The sequence below is a fragment of the Bordetella genomosp. 8 genome (assembly GCF_002119685.1).
In the GTDB taxonomy this organism is placed as follows: domain Bacteria; phylum Pseudomonadota; class Gammaproteobacteria; order Burkholderiales; family Burkholderiaceae_B; genus Bordetella_C.
On record NZ_CP021108.1, the window covers coordinates 5,808,462 to 5,824,921 of the forward strand.

The following is a 16,460-nucleotide window of genomic DNA, read 5'->3' on the forward strand; positions in this document are numbered from 1 at the left end:
CGGCGCGGCCGGCGGTCAGAACCGATAGCTGATCCCCACGACTCCGAAGGCCGACGTGCGGCGCTCGACGATGGGGCTGTCGCGCGCATCGCCCAGCAGGCTGCGCACGCCCAGCGTGGTGGACAGGCTCCATTGCGGGGCCAGGTCGTAGCGCCAGTTGGCATACAGCGTGGCCGACCGGAAGCCCGCGCCCGCCGAATAGCTCCGCAAGCCGGCGTCGCTGCGCGCGGACTCCGAGCTGCTGACGCCGAACCACGTGGACATATCGTCGTGGCTGCCCCAGGCGGTTTCCGCGCCCAGGCGCACGGCGTGGGGCCCGGACTGCCACACGGCATACGATCCGTTCAGCTCCACACGCGTGCCATAACCCGACCGCAAGGCCTGGATTGCCGTCGCGGTCACGCGCCAGCGGCCGGGCTGCCAGCGCACGAAGGCGCCCGCGGTGGCATGGGTGTCGATGTCGTCCAGGCCTTCCAGGCGGTCGTAATCGTCCGCGTCCCGCCCCAGCCGCAGGCCGGCGAACACCCCGGCCTGCCAGTCCGGCGCCAGCCTGGTCTGCAGGCCCAGGGTCGGCAGGCCGTCGTTGGTGCCGACGAAAAACGCGCCGCGCTCGTAGGAAAGCTGCAGCACCGGCCTGGCGTGGTAATCCTTGGCGCCGGCGTATTCGGGTACGATCCCCACGCCCAGGCCCACGCTGTTTTCGGCGTGGGCGGCGCCGCCCGCCAGCATGGCCCACACCCCCAGCCCCGCCCAGGCGGCGTGCAGCCGGCGCCCTGCGAACGATACGCCGCGGGAACGCAGCACCCCAGATTTGATTGCCATTGATTTGCCCTCGCGCATGGCCGCGCGACGGGGCGGCCTTCCGGGACGGGATTCTCGGCAAGGCGTTTTAAAAGTTTTTTAATTCCGGACCCGTAATCTGCGCGTCATTCCCGAACCGGAGACCATGCCTTGCACATACTGCTAATCGAGGACGACCCCATGCTGGGGGACGCCCTATGCGGCGGTCTGCGGGAAGCGGGCTATGCGGTCGACTGGATGACCGATGCGGCGCAGGCGCGCGCCGCGGTGACCGACCACGACTACGGCGCGATCCTGCTGGACCTGCAGCTGCCGCACGGCTCCGGCCTGGGCATACTGAAAAGCGTGCGCGAACGCTACGACGCCACCCCCGTCGTCATCCTGTCGGCGCGCGACCGGCTCAGCGACAGGATTAAGGGACTGGACGAAGGCGCGGACGACTACCTGGTCAAGCCCTTTCCCGTCGAGGAGCTGCTGGCGCGGCTGCGCGCCGTGACCCGGCGGGCCAGCCACCGCGTGGTGCCGCTGATGCGCATCGGCGACGTCCAGGTCGACCCGACGCGCCGCCATGTCATGCTGGCGGGCCAGCCGGTCAAGCTCAGCATCCACGAGTACCGCACGCTGGTCGCGCTGCTGGAACGCCAGGGCCACGTGGTCACCCGCGAACAGCTGGAAGACGCGGTGTACGGCCGCCATGGCACCATCGAAAGCAATACCGTCGCGGTCTATATCCACCAGTTGCGCCGCAAGCTGGGCAACGAGCTGATCGCGACGGTGCACGGCTTCGGCTACCGCATCGGCGAGGCGCGGCCATGATGGCCTGGCGCGCCCTGGCCGCGCAGCACGACAGCCTGCGCTTCCGGCTGCTGTGCGCCATGCTGATCGGCATCGTTGCCTTCGGCGGCGCCTGGTATTCGCTGCGCGCCTGGGACCTGAAGCGGCCGGAGACCGGCTACCTGGACGAGCGGTTGCGCGACGTCGCCAGGCAGATCGTCGAATCCATCCCGCGCACCTTGTCGCCCCATGATTCCATCGCCGCCTACAGCCTGCCGGACAGCGAGGCGGACCCGAAGGGCGACATGCTTTTCCAGGTCTGGCACATGCCCTCGGGCAAGCTCATCCTGCGCTCGCCCCGCGCGCCGGACCGGCCCATGAAGCCCAGCTTCTCCGAAGGCTTCAGTTCCATCGACGCGGACAACGAGACCTGGCGCGTGTATGCGCTGTCGGACCGCACCGGGACGATACAGGTCCAGACCGCCAAGGGCCAGGCCGACGTGGCGGCGACCTACAAGGCATGGGTCAGGGAAGGCGTGTTCGCCGCAGTGGGGATCTTCCTGCTGCTGGCGATCATCATGTGGACGGCCGTCCACATGAGCCTGCGCGCGCTGGACCAGGCCCGCGACGTGATCGCGCGCCGCTCGCCGTTCGACAACTCGCCCTTGCGGCAGGACCGCTTGCCCAGCGAGATCCGCCCCTTCGTCATCGCGATCAATCAGTTGCTGGAACGCCAGGAAGCGGCGCTGGCGCGCGAACGCCAACTGATCGCGGATGCCGCGCATGAACTGCGCACGCCGCTGGCCGCGATCCAGGCGCAGGCCCAGCGCGCGACGTCGTCGCATGACATCGATACGACCCGCGCCGAGGCCGCCAAGCTGCAGGCCGTCGCGGCGCGCGCCGCGCGCATCGTCGAACAATTGCTGGATCAGGCCCGACTGGATTCGGACGAGGCCCTGTCCATGGAAGACGTGGACCTGGCGGATATCGTCGACCTGGTGGTGCGCGATTTCGAAAGCAAGGCCGCGCACAAATCGCAGAAGGTCGCCATCGCCGCCGAAAGCTGTCCGGTGCGGGGAAACATCGACGCCCTGGGCATCCTGCTGGGGAACCTGGTGGACAACGCCGTGCGCTATACGCCGGAACGGGGGCACATCAAGGTGTCCTGCGGCCTGGATCACGGTGTGCCGGTGCTCGCCATTTCGGACGATGGCCCGGGCATTCCGGCGGCCTATCGCCGCCGCATCTACGACCGTTTCTTCCGGGTGCCCGGCAGGGCCGAAGGCGGGACGGGCATCGGCCTGTCGCTCGTCGCGCGCATCGCGCGGCTGCACGCGGCCGAGCTGGTGGAGATGCCCGCGGAGCGGGGCTTCCATCTGGCCGTGCGCTTTGCCGCGCATGAGGGGCAGGCGGCGCAGGCGGCCTCGACGCCTGCCTGAATCGCCACTTCAAACGGCCGCGGCCTTGCTCAGCGCGTGGCGCAGTGCTTTCAGGTCGGCATCCATCTGTATGCGCATCACGCGCAGCAGCGCTTTCGCGTTCTCGGACAACGGCATGCCCGGGCGAAACACCAGGAGGCCGGTGAACCGTATGTCCAGCGACAACGGACGCATGACCAGGCCGCGTTCCAGGTAGTCCAGGCCGATGATGGGATGCACCATGCCCATGCCGACGCCGCGCAGCGCCAGCTCGCATACCGAATTCGAATACGGCGTTTCCAGGACGGCGCGGATGGCCTTGCCTTCCTTCGCCAGGGCCTGTTCCAGGCGGCGCCGGCTGGCGTCTTCCGGGTTCAAGGCGATGAAGGGATGTTCGACCAGGTCGCGCGGCTGGATCACGCGGCGCGCCGTCAAGGGATGGTCCCTGCGCATCACGATGACGCCCGGCACGCTCAGGAACTCGGAATGCTCCAGGCCCGCGACGGACAGCTCATCGGCCATCAGGCCGAAATCCAGCTGGCCCGCCGACACCTGCTGCAGCACTTCGCGCGAGCTCATGATCTGGAACGACATGTGGGCGCGCCGCGATGCCAGGTCGAATGCGGCGATCGCGCGCGGCATGAAGCCGGTACCCAGCGCGGGAAATGAAGCCACGGCCAGGCGTCCCAGGCCGAATGATTTCAAGCTGCGTATGCGATGCTCGATGATCTCGAAACCGGCGAAGCAGCGATCGACCTCGACGATCAGTGCCTGGGCCTCGGGCGTGGGCACCAGGCGGCCGCGTATGCGTTCGAACAGCCGCAGCTCGGAAGCGCCTTCCAGCTTGCGTATCGATTGGCTCACCGCGGGCTGGGACACGCCCAGCAAGGTCGCCGCCTTGCTGGTGGTGCCGGCGCGCATGACGGCACGGAAGACCTCGATATCGCGCATTTCCATATATAAGCCCTGCTTATTCACCTAATGGGATCGGCGGTTGAGTTTATAGGCAGCGCTACTAGACTGCTAGGCTCGTTTTCCCTTTCCGGCGATGCCCACATGACCCTCGCGCTTCCCAACGATGAGCCCTTCGACAGTCTTTCCCCGCCCGTGCTGCGGGCCTCGACCGTCGTGTTCAAAACCTTCGACGACTTCGTCAAGCGCAAACGGCGGCAACCCGACGGCTACAGCTATGGCATCACGGGCACGCCCACGGCGCGCCTGCTGGAAAGCCGGATCGCGGCGCTGGAAGGGGGACGGCATTGCGTGATCACGCCGTCGGGCCAGTCGGCGCTGATGACCACGGTGATGGGCTTCGTCCGGGGTGGCGACCATCTGCTGGTGTCGGCCGCCTGCTATGGCGCGCTGAAGACCTTCAGCGAAAAATGGCTAGCGCACATGGGGGTGCAGGTGGAGCTCTATCGGCCTGATATCGGCGCCGATATCGACGCGCTGATCCGCCCCAATACGCGGATGATCTGCATGGAAGCGCCGGGCACCGTCAGCATGGAGATGCCCGACATCCCCGCCGTCGCGGCCACCGCCCGGCGCCGCGGCGTGCTGACCATGATGGACAACACCTGGGCCAGCCCGCTCGGCTTCCGCCCGCTGGAACACGGCGTGGACTTCAGCATCGAGGCGGCCACCAAGCTGTTTGGCGGGCATTCGGATCTGCTGATGGGCGCGATCTCCATGAACGACCACGCCCACTACGAGGTGCTGCGCGAGACCCAGAGCATATTGGGGCAGCAGGTCAGCCCTGACGATTGCTTCCTGGTCCTGCGTGGGCTGGAAACCCTGAAGGTGAGGCTGGACGCGCAAAGCGCCACCACCCTGGATATCGCTCGCTGGCTGCAGAACCAGCCGCAAGTCGAGCGGTTGCTGTTCCCGGCGCTGGAGGGCGACGCCGGCCATGCCGTGTGGAAGCGCGACTTCCGCGGCAGCGGCTGCCTGTTCTCCGTCATCCTGAAGCCGGCGCCGGAAGCGGCTTTTCACGGCTTCTTCGATTCCCTGCAACGCTTTTCGATCGGCGCGAGCTGGGGCGGCGTGCACAGCCTGGCGGCCTACTATCCCGCGCCGCTGCAAGCCCAGCGGGCGTTTCCCGTCACCGACCAGCCCATCGTTCGCCTGGCCATCGGGCTGGAGGACAAGGACGCGCTGATCGCCGATCTGGCCGCCGCGCTGCAAGGCTATGCGCGGCATCCGTCCAACCGGGCGCCCGCCACAGGCGGAGCCTGAATCGTCGGCGCGCCCGGCGCAGAATCAGAAGCACGCCGGCCGACCGGCGGCTGAAGGGGTATATCGATGCTTGATCTTTTTTTGCGCGCCCTGCCCTTGCTGCAGAAAGCGGTGCTGGTGACCCTGGGGCTGGGATTTTCTTCTTTCATCCTGGGCAGCGCGCTGGGCATGCTGGTCTGCCTGGCCCGCATCTCCGAGATAGCGCCGCTGCGCTGGTTCGCCTTCGCCTACGTGTCGGTCTTCCGCGGCACGCCCTTGCTGATCCAGATCCTGCTGATCTACTTCGGCTTGCCGAATATCGGCCTGGTCATCGAACCGATCCCGGCCGCGCTGCTGGCCCTGACGCTGTTTTCCGCGGCCTACCTGAGCGAAAACTTCCGCTCCGGCATATCGGGTGTGGATCGGGGACAGTGGGAAGCAGCATGGTCCATGGGCATGGGCTATCGCCGCACCCTGGTCCGCATCATCCTGCCACAGGCCTTGCGCATCGCCATCCCGCCGCTGGGCAGCCGCCTGATCGCCCTGATGAAGGACACCTCGCTGGCGTCCACCATCACCGTCGTGGAGCTGACCCGCGTGGCCGACCAGCTGGGCGCCAGCACCTTCCGCTACATGGACATGTTCCTGATCGTCGGCGCGATCTACTGGATCATCAACCAGATACTGACCCTGGGCCAGACATGGCTCGAAACCACTCTGTCGAGGCGCTACCAATGACGAATCCCGACCGCGTCGAGCCGCAACGCACGGCGCTGTGCGTGCGCGGCCTGAGCAAGCGCTTTGGCGACAACATCGTCCTGCGCGGCATAGACCTGAGCGTAGGACAAGGAGAGGTCGTGGTCATCATGGGCCCCTCCGGCTCGGGCAAGACCACCTTCATCCGCTCCTTGAACTTCCTGGAACTGGCGGACGAGGGCTATATCGAGGTGGCCGGAACGGCCGTCGAAAACGCAGGCCCCAGGCTGCGGCGCGATGCCCGCCGCAAGGCGCTGGACATCCGCAGGAAGACGGCGATGGTCTTTCAATCCTTCAATCTTTTCCCGCACATGACGGCGGCCGGGAACGTGATGGAGGGACTGATATCCGTCAAGGGCGTGGCGCGCGCCACGGCCAGGGAACAGGCGCTGGCGCTGTTGACGCGCGTGGGCCTGCGTGACAAGGCCGATGCCTATCCCGGCAAGCTGTCGGGCGGCCAGAAGCAGCGGGTCGCCATCGCCCGCGCGCTGGCCATGCAGCCGGAAGTGATCTTCTTCGACGAGCCGACCTCGGCGCTGGATCCCGAACTGCGCGACGACGTGCTGCAGGTGATGCGGGAACTGGCGGCGGAAGGCATGACCATGCTGGTCGTCACCCACGAGACCCGCTTCGCACGCGACGTGGCGGATCGCATCGTGTTCATGGAAGGCGGCCATATCGTGGAAGACACGACGCCGCAGCTATTCTTCAGCGAAGCCGCCAGCGAACGCTGCCGGCAGTTCCTGCGCCGCGTGGTCTGACCGCCGGGCGCCAGGCGCGGCGCGGCCGCCCCATGGCGCCCCATGGCGCGCTTGTACGCGCTCAGACCAGCGGGCGACGTTCGCTGGCCATCTGGAAGATGCAGTCGCCGCGCCGGACCATGGCCAGCGCCCGCTTGCAGACGACTTCGCCATCGCCGGGGAAGTACACCGTCTGCGGCGGCCGCAGCGGCGTGTCCGGAAAATGGATCAAGGCGGCGGGCTGGCCTTTACGCACCTTGGCGCCCAAGGCCACCAGGGGTTCGCAGATACCGTTATCGTAGGCATACACGTAGTGCGCGCTGCGATCTATCGTCATCAGCCGCGCCTGCGCGGGCGGCGCGGCAGGCACCATGTCGCCATGCAGCACGCCCATGTAGCCCAGTAGATGCAGCAGCCCCTGCATGCCCTGCCCGACCAGCGCGGGATCGACATTGCCGCCGCCGCCGAGTTCGGTCAGGAAGCAGATGGCCCCTTGCCGCCGCGCGGCAGCCGTCACATTGACGGCGTTGGGCTGGTACAGGAAGGCCTTGGGCAAGCCGAAGGCCTTCAACAGGCCGATGACGTGCGTTTCTTCTTCGGCATCGCGAGGCTCCAGGCCCATCATGTTGGCGCCGTCGTATTGCAGCGAAGTGCCGCCCGAGTGCAGGTCCACCATGTATTGCGCGCGCGCCAGCAGCACATGCTCGATGTAGTGCGCGATGACCTGCGAAGGCGTGCCGGCGGGATCGCCGGGATAAAGCCGGTTCAGGTTGCCGTTGTCGATCGGAGACGTGCGCATGCCGGCCTCGGCCGCCGGCGCATTGGCCATCGGCAGCAGGATCAGTTGTCCCGTGACGGTTTCCGGCTCGATTTCGCGTATCAGCCGGGAAACGATGATCTGCCCTTCGTATTCGTCGCCATGCGTGCCGGCGCTGATGATGACGGTGGGCCCCGTTCCGTTGCGTATGGACGCGATGGGTATGGGCAGCCACCCATAGGCCGATCGATGGACCGAATGGGGCAGGCGCAGGAATCCCACCTGCTTGCCCGCCGCGTCCAGGTCGATCTCGCATTTGATGGGGTTGGCGACGGGTTGGCGATCCGCCGTCCCCGCCTGTGCCGTTGTGTCTGACTGCTTCACCATGCTTTCGTTGCCTTGTTCATGTTGCCTACCATGTCGTAGTCGGTGCCGACGTATTCGTGGCCAAACCGTTCCAGCGTTCCATCGGCGCGCATGTCCGTCAACGCCTTGTCCATGGCCTCGCGCAGCGCTGCCGCGCCCTTGGGAACGATGGCGGCGCCCAGCGAATACACCAGGGGCTCGCCGACCGGCTTGACGGGCAGCTTGTTGACGGTGCGCACGCTATTGCCGTGCACGTACGAGTCGATGACGGAATCCAGGCGTCCGCTGACCAGGTCGTTGTAGAGGAAGCCGCCGCCTTCATAGGTGCGTATTTCCGAATCCGGCAGATTGCGCCGCGCCCATAGTTCGTTGGACGTACCCGCGCTGACGCCGACGCTGTGGCCTTTCAGGGTGGCGGCGTCGCGGATGTCCTGGTTCTTTTCGTTGACCCAGATGCGGAAATCCTGCACCGCATAAGGCACGGTGAAATCAACGACCTTTTCACGGTCGGGCGTTTTGGCCAGGCTGTTCACGACCACGTCGTACTTGCCGGTGTTGATGCCTTCGATGAAATTCTTGAACTTGTCCGCGACGAATTCGACCTTGGGGATCCCGATGCGGCGGAACATCTCGCGCGCGACGGCAACATCGTAGCCGGCCGGGGCGTTGTCCTGTCCCAGGAAGCTCCATGGCGGGCTGGTCTGCGTATTGGCGACGCGCACGACGCCACGCTGGCGCAGGTCATTCAGCGAGTTGTCCGCCGCCTGCGCGGGCAGCGCCATCAGCAGCGCCGGGGCTGCCATCAATGCCGTGATGAAAGCACGGCGCCTCGCGGCCGTCCGTGTGGATGGTCCAAGGACCAGGTTGGTGTGCCCGGACTTGCGTCCGGCTGCCGGCGTGCGGGCAGATGTATGGTCGTTCATGAGCTGGCGCTCCCCTTGTAGCGATCGATCGTCCGGCGCGCGGCGCGGGCTTGCCGTCCACGGCCATGCGAACCGGCATGCCGGCGTAGCTGCCGGTGCCTGGCGGCATTCTTGAATGGGCGGGGGCCAGCGGCAAGCGAGCGGGGCGCTTGGCTAATAAGCGGCACTTATAGGTGCAGGCGCGCAAGGCAGCCTGGCCCCACGTAGCGCGGCTACCCGATAACCTGTGCTTCTGAACATAGTGCCGCCGGGCGTTGACCCCGCCGGGCCCGATGCCCGAGACTGCCCCGCAGCCCGCCGACCAGGCGATGGCGCCATGACATCACGGGGGAATGCATGAACATCCGCACCAAGACCTTTGCCCGCGTCCGCGCGGCCATCGCGGCCATCGTGCCCGCCTGCGCCCTGCTGGCCGTCCAACCGGCATGGAGCGCCGGCGACCGCCTGCTGGCGCGCATCCAGGCGGCGGGGGTCATCCGCATCGCCAATACCCAGAGCTCGCCGCCCTGGACCTTCCTGAACGACGCCAACCAGCCGGCCGGCTACGACATCGATATGGCGTACGAAGTCGCCAGGCGCATGGGCATTCCCAAGGTCGAATTCGTCGCGGACGCCTTCAAGAACTTCGTCGAGGGCTTGAAGGCGGACAAGTACGACTTGGTCATGAACGACCTGACGCCCACCGCCGAACGGGCGAAGCAGGTGGACTTTTCCTCGCCCTACGGCGTGGAAGACTTCCGCATATTCGTGCGCCAGGACAATACCGACATCCGCTCGCAGGACGACCTGGCGGGCAAGCGCATCGGCGTCACCACCGGCTCTTCCAACGAATCGTGGTCGCGGGCACACCTGACCCGATCGGAGATCAAGACCTATGACAACGGCGGCCTGGTGTTCGCCGACCTGGGCAACCGCCGCATCGACGCGGTCATCATTTCGCATTTCGGCGGTCTGAAGTATGCGAACGTCAATCACCTTCCCATCAAGGAAGTCGGCGAGCCGCTGACCTATCAGCTGTCGGCGGCGGCCATGGCCAAGGACGAACCGGCCCTGCGCGCGAGCGTCGACCAGGCCATCGCCGCCATGATGGCGGACGGCACCATCGAACGCATCGGCAGGAAATGGGTGGGCGAGCAATACGATATGGTCGGGACCATACGCCGCGCCGAGCAGGAGGCGGCGGCCAACGCGCAGGCCGGTAAATAGCAACAAATAGCCGGTCGAGCGGCGACGGGCGTCCGGTATCGATTGCGGCGGCACGCGCTGTAATTCATGCCACGCCCCGTCCCGGGCGCTACGCCGCCGTGCCGGCGTCCGTCCTGAACGACATGGGCGACACGCCCAGGCGGCGTTCGAAGGCGCGTGCCATTTGTTGCCGCCCGGAAAAGCCGCAGCGCAGCGCGATCTTGTCCAGCGACTGGTTCGTGCCGGACAGCAGTTCCCGCGCCAGGTCCACCTGGGCGGCCCTGATGTATTGGTTGGGCGACAGGTCGAACACGTCCTTGAACGTACGCGCCAGCTGACGCGTACCCAGGCAGACATGTTCGGCCACTTCATCCACCGTCACGCCTTGCTCCAGCCGCGCCAGGATGAAGTCGGTGGCCCGCCGCAGGCGGTCGGTGGTACCGCCGTAGGCGGCGAGCGCCGTGCTTTGCTGCCCTTGTCCCGGCGCTCGCACGCGGAACACCACCAGATCGCGCGCGATCGCCAGGGCCAGCTCCCTGCCGAAATCCTCGTCGACCAGGCTCAGGGCAAGATCGATGCCGGCGGAAGCGCCGGCCGACGTGAACATCTTGCCCTGGCGCGTGAACAGCGTGTCTTCATGCACGCGCACCGCCGGATAAAGATGGGCGAAGCGTTGGATATATCCCCAATGCGTCGTCGCCGGCCCGCCATCCAGCAGGCCCGACTCGGCCAGCACGAACGCGCCCGTGCAGACCGAGCCCACGCGCCGCACGCGGGGCGCCACCGCCAGGAGCCAGTTCCTGAGCTGCAGGTCGTGCTTCGCATTCATCACGCCGGGTCCGCCGGCGACGATCAGCGTGTCGAAGGCGCAGATGTCGGGCGGCGGCAGCGCGGCGCTCTGCAGGCGCAGGCCGGAGGACGTGGCGATCTCGCCGCCGAATGAGGAAATCGCCGTGACGCGGTAACGATCCGGTTCGTCGGCGCGGCGCTGGTGATGATTGGCCCGGCTGAACACGTCGGCGGGCCCGGTCGCGTCGAGCAGCAGGACGTCGTTGAAAACGACGATCCCGACTTCCCGAGTGCCCACGGCGGGCAGGCGCGCCACGACCGCGTCAGTCCGCGGCGAAACCGATTTCCTGGACAACCTGCTTCCACTGGGCATATTCCCTCTTCATGGTGTCGGCCAGGGTGGCGGCGTCCCCATCGCCGATTTCCAGCCCGGCGGCCAGCAGCGGCGCGCGGACTTTTTCATCCTTCACCAGGGCCTGCACGATGCTCCGGTAGCGTTCCACGGTGGCGGCGCCGACGTTGCGCGCCAGGAAATAGGAAAACCACTCCTGGCTGACCAGTTCCTTGTAGCCTTCTTCCGGAAACGTCGGCACGTCCTGCAGCTGGGAGGCGCGCGACGTTCCCGTCACGGCCAGTATCTTCAGCTTGCCCGCGCGATGATGGTCCAGGATATCACTGGGCGCCAGGAAGGCGAACGGGATCTGCCCCGACAGCACGTCGGCCAACGCCGGCGCCGAGCCGCGATAGGCGACGTGCGTGAATTTGCAGTCCATGGCGCGCTGGAGCAGCACTCCCGAGAAATGGAAGACGCTGCCGGAAGCCGGCGAACCGTAGAAGCCGAACTCGGGGTTCTGGCGGATCAGGGCGACGGCTTCCTTCAAGGTTTTGGCGGGCACCGTGGGCGCGCAGGCGAAGGCGATCGGCGCGGTGGCGACGGTGCCGACGGGAACGAAATCCTTGAATGGGTCGTAGGGCAGGTTCCGGTAGGTGTGGGGATAGATCACCATCGACGAGCCTATGGTCTGCAGCAGGACGCTGCCGTCGGTCGGTCCGGTTTTCGCGTAGCCCACGGCAACCTGTCCGCCCGCGCCGGAACGGTTCTCCACCACCACGTTGGCTTGCAACGCGGCCGCCAGGACCGGCGCCACCACTCTGGCTATCCTGTCGCCCGTCGCGCCGGGCGGGAATCCCACCAGCAAACGGATCACGCCCGGATGGGCGTCGGATGCCATCGAAAGCGCCGGGCGTATCAACGCCAGGCCGCCCAGCATGTGCAGGGCTTTGCGTCTGCGATTCATGATCGACCTTTATATAGACCGCCGACGGGCGGTTCCCCTAGCCGCGAGTTTCGCCGTCCGGGGCCATGGCGACTGGACATATGCATGCCATTTCAGGACATTCCCGGTGCGCGTATCGCGGCGATGTCCTCAAATGGCACGCAAATGTCCGGCGCGGTTGGCGCCGTGCTGGCAGGGTGACATCATGAGAACCGATACCGAAAGCCGCGATGCGCAAACCCCGGACGCCAAGGGCCAGTCCCGCAAGACCCGCATAGGGATGCTGGTCTTCCCGCTGGTGACGTCGCTGGACATCCTGGGACCCTTCGAAGTCCTGGCGCGCGCGCCGGATTGCCAGGCCGAGCTGGTCTGGAAAAACCGCGAGCCCGTCAGGGGCGACACCGGCCTGGTGCTCACGCCCGACAGGAGCTTCGACGACGCGCCGCAGTACGACGTGATCGTGGTGCCGGGCGGGCCGGGCCAGACGCCGTTGATGGAGGATGACGACGTCATCGGCTTCCTGCGCCAACAGGCGGCCGGCGCGGAGCTGGTCACCTCGGTCTGCACCGGATCGCTGCTGCTGGCGGCCGCGGGATTGCTGGACGGGCGCAAGGCTACCTGCCACTGGATGTCGATCGACCAACTGGCCTTGTTCGGCGTCGAGGCGGTGCCGGATCGTGTCGTGGTGGACGGGAACAGGATCACCGGCGGGGGCGTGACGTCCGGCCTGGATTTCGCTTTCACGGTGCTGGCCAGGCTGCGCGGCGAAGGGCCCGCGAAGGCGCTGCAGCTGATGCTGGAATACGATCCCGCGCCGCCCTACCAGAGCGGCCACCCGCGGGTCGCGGCGCCGGAACTGGTCGAGCAGGTGCGGACGTCCGCCCGCGACATGCTCGAGCGCCGGCGCGAAGTCTCCGCGCGCGTCGCCGGGAAACGCGTCGCCTAGCTGGCGAGGCCAGGGTGGCCTTGGGCCTCCGGGCGTCGTGCCTCTCGCCCATGGCCTCTGGCCCCTGGCCCTGGCCCTTTGCGCCTCTGGGCTCTGTGCCTCTTTGCCTCTGGGCCCCTGGGCCTTCATGCCTCCAAGACCCCTGCGCATACCCCCATCACGGGAATACGGCAATGCCGTATAATTCCGCCCTCATCCCCGTGCCGTCACGGCGCGGCGGCTAGAACCCGGGTGGCGGCACGCAGCCGCTCCACCCACGCATCGATCAATCATGGAAAAAAACCTCCCGCCGGCGCGCGCCGCCCGGCGGCAGCCGTCGCGCATCAGCGAAGCGCGCAGCCGCGTCGGCCTGCCCCAGGCCGACTTCGCGGAACTGCTGGGCGTCAGCGTGCGCACCTTGCAGGATTGGGAGCAGGGCCGGCGCAATCCCTCCGGCGCGGCCAAGACACTGTTGCAGGTGGCGATGCTGCACCCTGAAACCCTGCGCGACCTGCCGCGCTGGCATGCGGACGAGTCCGGCCTGCCGCCCGCCTGAATCGAAACGACTATCCCGCCGCACGGCCTGTACCCGTGCGCGTAACCACGGTGAACTAGATTGGAAATCCTGGAAAAATCGCGAGCCGCCAACGGCTCCAGCAATACGGCCGATGGCATGGGCGCCACGGCTCCCCGCAGCGACGTCGGCGCGTCGCCAGCGGGTGCTGCCGACGTCGCCGGTAACGGCCTGGCCACGGCCAAGGCCGTCACCGCGGATAGCGGCAGCAGCCGCGCGCCGCGCGTCGGCTTCGTTTCGCTGGGCTGTCCCAAGGCGCTGGTCGATTCCGAACGCATCCTGACCCAGCTGCGCACCGAAGGCTACGACGTCACGCCGTCCTATGACGACGCCGATGTCGTGGTCGTGAACACCTGTGGCTTCATCGACAGCGCCAAGGCCGAATCGCTGGAAGCGATCGGCGAAGCGCTGGCCGAGAACGGCAAGGTGATCGTCACCGGCTGCATGGGCATCGAGGAATCCGCCATCCGCGACGTGCATCCCAGCGTGCTGGCGGTGACCGGCCCGCAGCAGTACGAGCAGGTGGTGCGCGCCGTGCATCAGGCCGCGCCTCCCAGCGCCACGCACAACCCCTACCTGGATCTGGTGCCGCCGCAAGGCATCAAGCTGACGCCGCGGCACTATGCCTACCTGAAGATTTCGGAGGGCTGCAACCACCGCTGCAGCTTCTGCATCATCCCGTCGATGCGCGGCGACCTGGTCAGCCGTCCGGTCGGCGACGTGCTGAACGAAGCGGAACGGCTGGTGAAGGCCGGCGTCAAGGAACTGCTGGTGATTTCGCAGGACACCAGCGCCTACGGCGTGGACCTGAAATACCGCAGCGGTTTCTGGAACGGCCGGCCGGTCAAGACCCGCATGACCGAACTCTGTTCGGCGCTGTCGGAACTGGGCGTCTGGACCCGCCTGCACTACGTCTATCCCTACCCGCACGTCGACGAAGTGATCCCGCTGATGGCGGAAGGCAAGATCCTGCCCTATCTGGACATCCCGTTCCAGCATGCCAGCCCGCGCATCCTGAAAGCCATGAAGCGCCCGGCGTTCGAAGACAAGACCCTGGCGCGCATCAAGAAATGGCGCGAGATCTGTCCGGACCTGACGCTGCGGTCCACCTTCATCGTGGGATTCCCCGGCGAGACCGAGGAAGACTTCCAATACCTGCTGGACTGGATGAGCGAAGCCCAACTGGATCGGGTCGGCTGTTTCCAGTATTCGCCGGTGGAAGGCGCGCCCGCCAACGCGCTGGGCGATGCCGTGCCGGATGAAGTCAAGCAGGAGCGCTGGGAGCGCTTCATGGCGCACCAGCAGCAGATTTCGGCGGAGCGCCTGCAGGCGCGCGTGGGACGCGAAATCGAAGTGCTGATCGACGAGGTCGATGAAGACGGCGCCATCGGCCGCAGCAGCGCCGACGCGCCGGAAATCGACGGCAGCGTCTATGTGGCGTCGGAACGGCCGCTCAAGCCGGGCGACCTGATCCGCGCCACGGTGACGGACGCGGACGAATACGACTTGTGGGCCGACGCGATCGAGCGTTGAAAACGCGCGGCGCCGAAAAGGGCCGCGCCGCTGCCCGGGCCTGATCGCCCGGGCAGCGCGCCGTTCAATCCAGCAACGCTCAGTCCAGGAAGTCCGACAGGTCGTCGGCGTGTTCTTCTTCCACAGCCAGGATTTCTTCCATCAGGCGGCGCGTGGTGGGATCGTCTTCGCCGATATAGTCGACGATCTGCTTGTAGCTATCGATGGCGATCCGCTCGGCCACCAGGTTTTCCTTGATCATGTCTTCCAGCGAGGACGCTTCGACATATTCGGAATGGCTGCGCTTGGCAAGATTGGCCGGGTTCATGTCCGGTTCGCCGCCCAGTTGCACGATGCGTTCGGCGATGCGATCGGCGTGCTGCTGCTCTTCCGTTGCGTGCTCGGCGAATTCCGCCGCCACCGGCTCGGCGTTCATGCCGCGCGCCATGAAGAAGTGGCGCTTGTAGCGCAGCACACAGACCAGCTCGGTGGCCAGGGCATCGTTCAGCAGGCGCAGCACGGTCTCGCGGTCGGCACGGTAGGTATCGGTGACCGCGCCGTCTTCCAGGCCCTTGCGGGCACGCTCGCGCATCGCCTGCACGTCAACGTGGAAATCGGCCTTTTTCGATTGGGTGGACATATCCATATGACACTCTCCTTGTCTAGGGCGTTGGACGAAGGCGGCGACCATGGCCGCCTCGCTCGATCGTGAAATGCACCGACGGGAACTCGATCGGTGCTGTGTCCAAACGTATCGCCGCCCCGGCGGTCCCGCCGTCAAACTTGCGTAAACTACCGGGCTTCGGTCTTAGGTTTGTGCCTAAGCAAGTTTCGATCCCGACGCAAGCATGAAACTCGAAAACATCTGTGTGTACTGCGGCTCGAATGCCGGCCGGCAGCCTGTCTATGCCGAAGCGGCCCGTGCCTTCGGCCGCGAGCTGGCGCGGCGTGGCCTGGGGCTGGTGTACGGCGGGTCCAGCAACGGCATCATGGGCATCCTGGCCGACGCGGTGCTGGAAAGCGGCGGTCGCGCCATCGGCGTGATCCCCGAAGCGCTGGTCAAAAAGGAACTGGCCCACCGCGGACTGACCGAGCAGCACGTCGTGACGTCCATGCACGAACGCAAGACGCTGATGGCGGAAAAGGCCGACGGCTTCGTGGCGCTTCCCGGCGGCGTCGGCACGCTGGAAGAAATTTTCGAAACCTGGACCTGGGCGCAGCTGGGCTTTCACGCCAAGCCCTGCGGCCTGCTGAATATCGCCGGCTATTTCGACAAGCTGACGGAATTCCTGGATCACACGGTGGAAGAAGCCTTCATGCGGCCGCAGCACCGCGCCATGCTGGCGGTAGATAGCGATCCAGGTCGGCTGCTGGAGCAATTCGCCGGCTACACGCCGCCCACCGTGTCGAAATGGATAGCGCCAGCCAAGTAGTGCACGGCAGGAGCGC

Annotated in this window: 17 protein-coding genes; 10 read left to right on the forward strand and 7 right to left on the reverse strand. The window is 66.5% G+C overall.

Features of this window, described 5'->3' with window-relative positions:
* Nucleotides 1–15 precede the first annotated feature (15 nt).
* Entirely contained in the window at nucleotides 16–822 is an 807-nt protein-coding gene (locus CAL12_RS26275; RefSeq protein WP_332458723.1) for a MipA/OmpV family protein, read from the reverse strand.
* A gap of 129 nt (nucleotides 823–951) precedes the next feature.
* On the opposite strand from CAL12_RS26275, the gene CAL12_RS26280 reads away from it, so the two are divergent.
* Together CAL12_RS26280 and CAL12_RS26285 are read left to right on the forward strand one after the other, a co-directional pair.
* A complete protein-coding gene (locus tag CAL12_RS26280) occupies nucleotides 952–1,617 on the forward strand; it encodes a response regulator transcription factor (protein WP_086067296.1) in 666 nt (221 codons plus the stop codon).
* Complete coding sequence (locus tag CAL12_RS26285; protein WP_086067297.1) at nucleotides 1,614–3,014, forward strand: ATP-binding protein; 1,401 nt, start codon at nucleotides 1,614–1,616, stop codon at nucleotides 3,012–3,014. The genes CAL12_RS26280 and CAL12_RS26285 overlap by 4 nt, the downstream gene beginning before the upstream one ends.
* Before the next feature lie 9 nt (nucleotides 3,015–3,023).
* On the opposite strand, the gene CAL12_RS26290 is transcribed toward CAL12_RS26285, so the two are convergent.
* Complete coding sequence (locus CAL12_RS26290; protein ID WP_086067298.1) at nucleotides 3,024–3,950, reverse strand: LysR substrate-binding domain-containing protein; 927 nt, start codon at nucleotides 3,948–3,950, stop codon at nucleotides 3,024–3,026.
* A 99-nt stretch (nucleotides 3,951–4,049) separates the two neighbouring features.
* Here CAL12_RS26290 and metC point away from each other — a divergent pair, with 99 nt between their 5' ends.
* From metC to CAL12_RS26305, 3 genes are all read left to right on the forward strand, one after another.
* Nucleotides 4,050–5,228: a cystathionine beta-lyase gene (gene metC, locus CAL12_RS26295; RefSeq protein ID WP_086067299.1), complete on the forward strand. Its 1,179-nt coding sequence runs from the start codon at nucleotides 4,050–4,052 to the stop codon at nucleotides 5,226–5,228.
* A gap of 66 nt (nucleotides 5,229–5,294) precedes the next feature.
* Nucleotides 5,295–5,945 (forward strand): amino acid ABC transporter permease, encoded by a 651-nt coding sequence (locus tag CAL12_RS26300; RefSeq protein ID WP_086067300.1) that lies wholly within the window; start codon nucleotides 5,295–5,297, stop codon nucleotides 5,943–5,945.
* Entirely contained in the window at nucleotides 5,942–6,724 is a 783-nt protein-coding gene (locus CAL12_RS26305) for an amino acid ABC transporter ATP-binding protein (RefSeq protein WP_086067301.1), read from the forward strand. Before CAL12_RS26300 ends, CAL12_RS26305 begins: the two co-directional genes overlap by 4 nt.
* Before the next feature lie 61 nt (nucleotides 6,725–6,785).
* Here the strand turns inward: CAL12_RS26305 and CAL12_RS26310 are convergent, their stop codons facing one another.
* Together CAL12_RS26310 and CAL12_RS26315 are read right to left on the reverse strand one after the other, a co-directional pair.
* The gene (locus CAL12_RS26310; RefSeq protein ID WP_086067302.1) at nucleotides 6,786–7,847 is read right to left on the reverse strand and encodes a succinylglutamate desuccinylase/aspartoacylase family protein; all 1,062 of its coding nucleotides are present in this window, start codon (nucleotides 7,845–7,847) and stop codon (nucleotides 6,786–6,788) included.
* Nucleotides 7,841–8,749, reverse strand: a complete 909-nt coding sequence (locus CAL12_RS26315; protein WP_086067303.1) for a transporter substrate-binding domain-containing protein — start codon at nucleotides 8,747–8,749, stop codon at nucleotides 7,841–7,843. The genes CAL12_RS26310 and CAL12_RS26315 overlap by 7 nt, the downstream gene beginning before the upstream one ends.
* Nucleotides 8,750–9,085: 336 nt before the next feature.
* Between CAL12_RS26315 and CAL12_RS26320 the strand changes: the two genes are divergently transcribed.
* Nucleotides 9,086–9,955, forward strand: a complete 870-nt coding sequence (locus CAL12_RS26320; protein ID WP_086067304.1) for an ABC transporter substrate-binding protein — start codon at nucleotides 9,086–9,088, stop codon at nucleotides 9,953–9,955.
* An 88-nt stretch (nucleotides 9,956–10,043) separates the two neighbouring features.
* Here the strand turns inward: CAL12_RS26320 and CAL12_RS26325 are convergent, their stop codons facing one another.
* A complete protein-coding gene (locus CAL12_RS26325) occupies nucleotides 10,044–11,039 on the reverse strand; it encodes a GlxA family transcriptional regulator (RefSeq protein ID WP_198298331.1) in 996 nt (331 codons plus the stop codon).
* A gap of 7 nt (nucleotides 11,040–11,046) precedes the next feature.
* Nucleotides 11,047–12,021, reverse strand: a complete 975-nt coding sequence (locus CAL12_RS26330) for a tripartite tricarboxylate transporter substrate-binding protein (protein WP_086067306.1) — start codon at nucleotides 12,019–12,021, stop codon at nucleotides 11,047–11,049.
* Between the two features lie 259 nt (nucleotides 12,022–12,280).
* Here CAL12_RS26330 and CAL12_RS26335 point away from each other — a divergent pair, with 259 nt between their 5' ends.
* The 3 genes from CAL12_RS26335 (at nucleotide 12,281) to rimO (ending at nucleotide 15,032) form a co-directional block, all read left to right on the forward strand.
* Entirely contained in the window at nucleotides 12,281–12,946 is a 666-nt protein-coding gene (locus tag CAL12_RS26335; protein WP_232464997.1) for a DJ-1/PfpI family protein, read from the forward strand.
* A 271-nt stretch (nucleotides 12,947–13,217) separates the two neighbouring features.
* Complete coding sequence (locus CAL12_RS26340) at nucleotides 13,218–13,481, forward strand: helix-turn-helix domain-containing protein (RefSeq protein WP_086067307.1); 264 nt, start codon at nucleotides 13,218–13,220, stop codon at nucleotides 13,479–13,481.
* Nucleotides 13,482–13,541: 60 nt separating this feature from the next.
* Complete coding sequence (gene rimO / locus CAL12_RS26345) at nucleotides 13,542–15,032, forward strand: 30S ribosomal protein S12 methylthiotransferase RimO (protein ID WP_232464638.1); 1,491 nt, start codon at nucleotides 13,542–13,544, stop codon at nucleotides 15,030–15,032.
* A gap of 79 nt (nucleotides 15,033–15,111) precedes the next feature.
* Here the strand turns inward: rimO and CAL12_RS26350 are convergent, their stop codons facing one another.
* A complete protein-coding gene (locus CAL12_RS26350; protein ID WP_086067308.1) occupies nucleotides 15,112–15,657 on the reverse strand; it encodes a ferritin-like domain-containing protein in 546 nt (181 codons plus the stop codon).
* Nucleotides 15,658–15,859: 202 nt separating this feature from the next.
* On the opposite strand from CAL12_RS26350, the gene CAL12_RS26355 reads away from it, so the two are divergent.
* Nucleotides 15,860–16,444 (forward strand): TIGR00730 family Rossman fold protein, encoded by a 585-nt coding sequence (locus CAL12_RS26355; protein ID WP_086067309.1) that lies wholly within the window; start codon nucleotides 15,860–15,862, stop codon nucleotides 16,442–16,444.
* The last annotated feature ends 16 nt before the right edge of the window (nucleotides 16,445–16,460 follow it).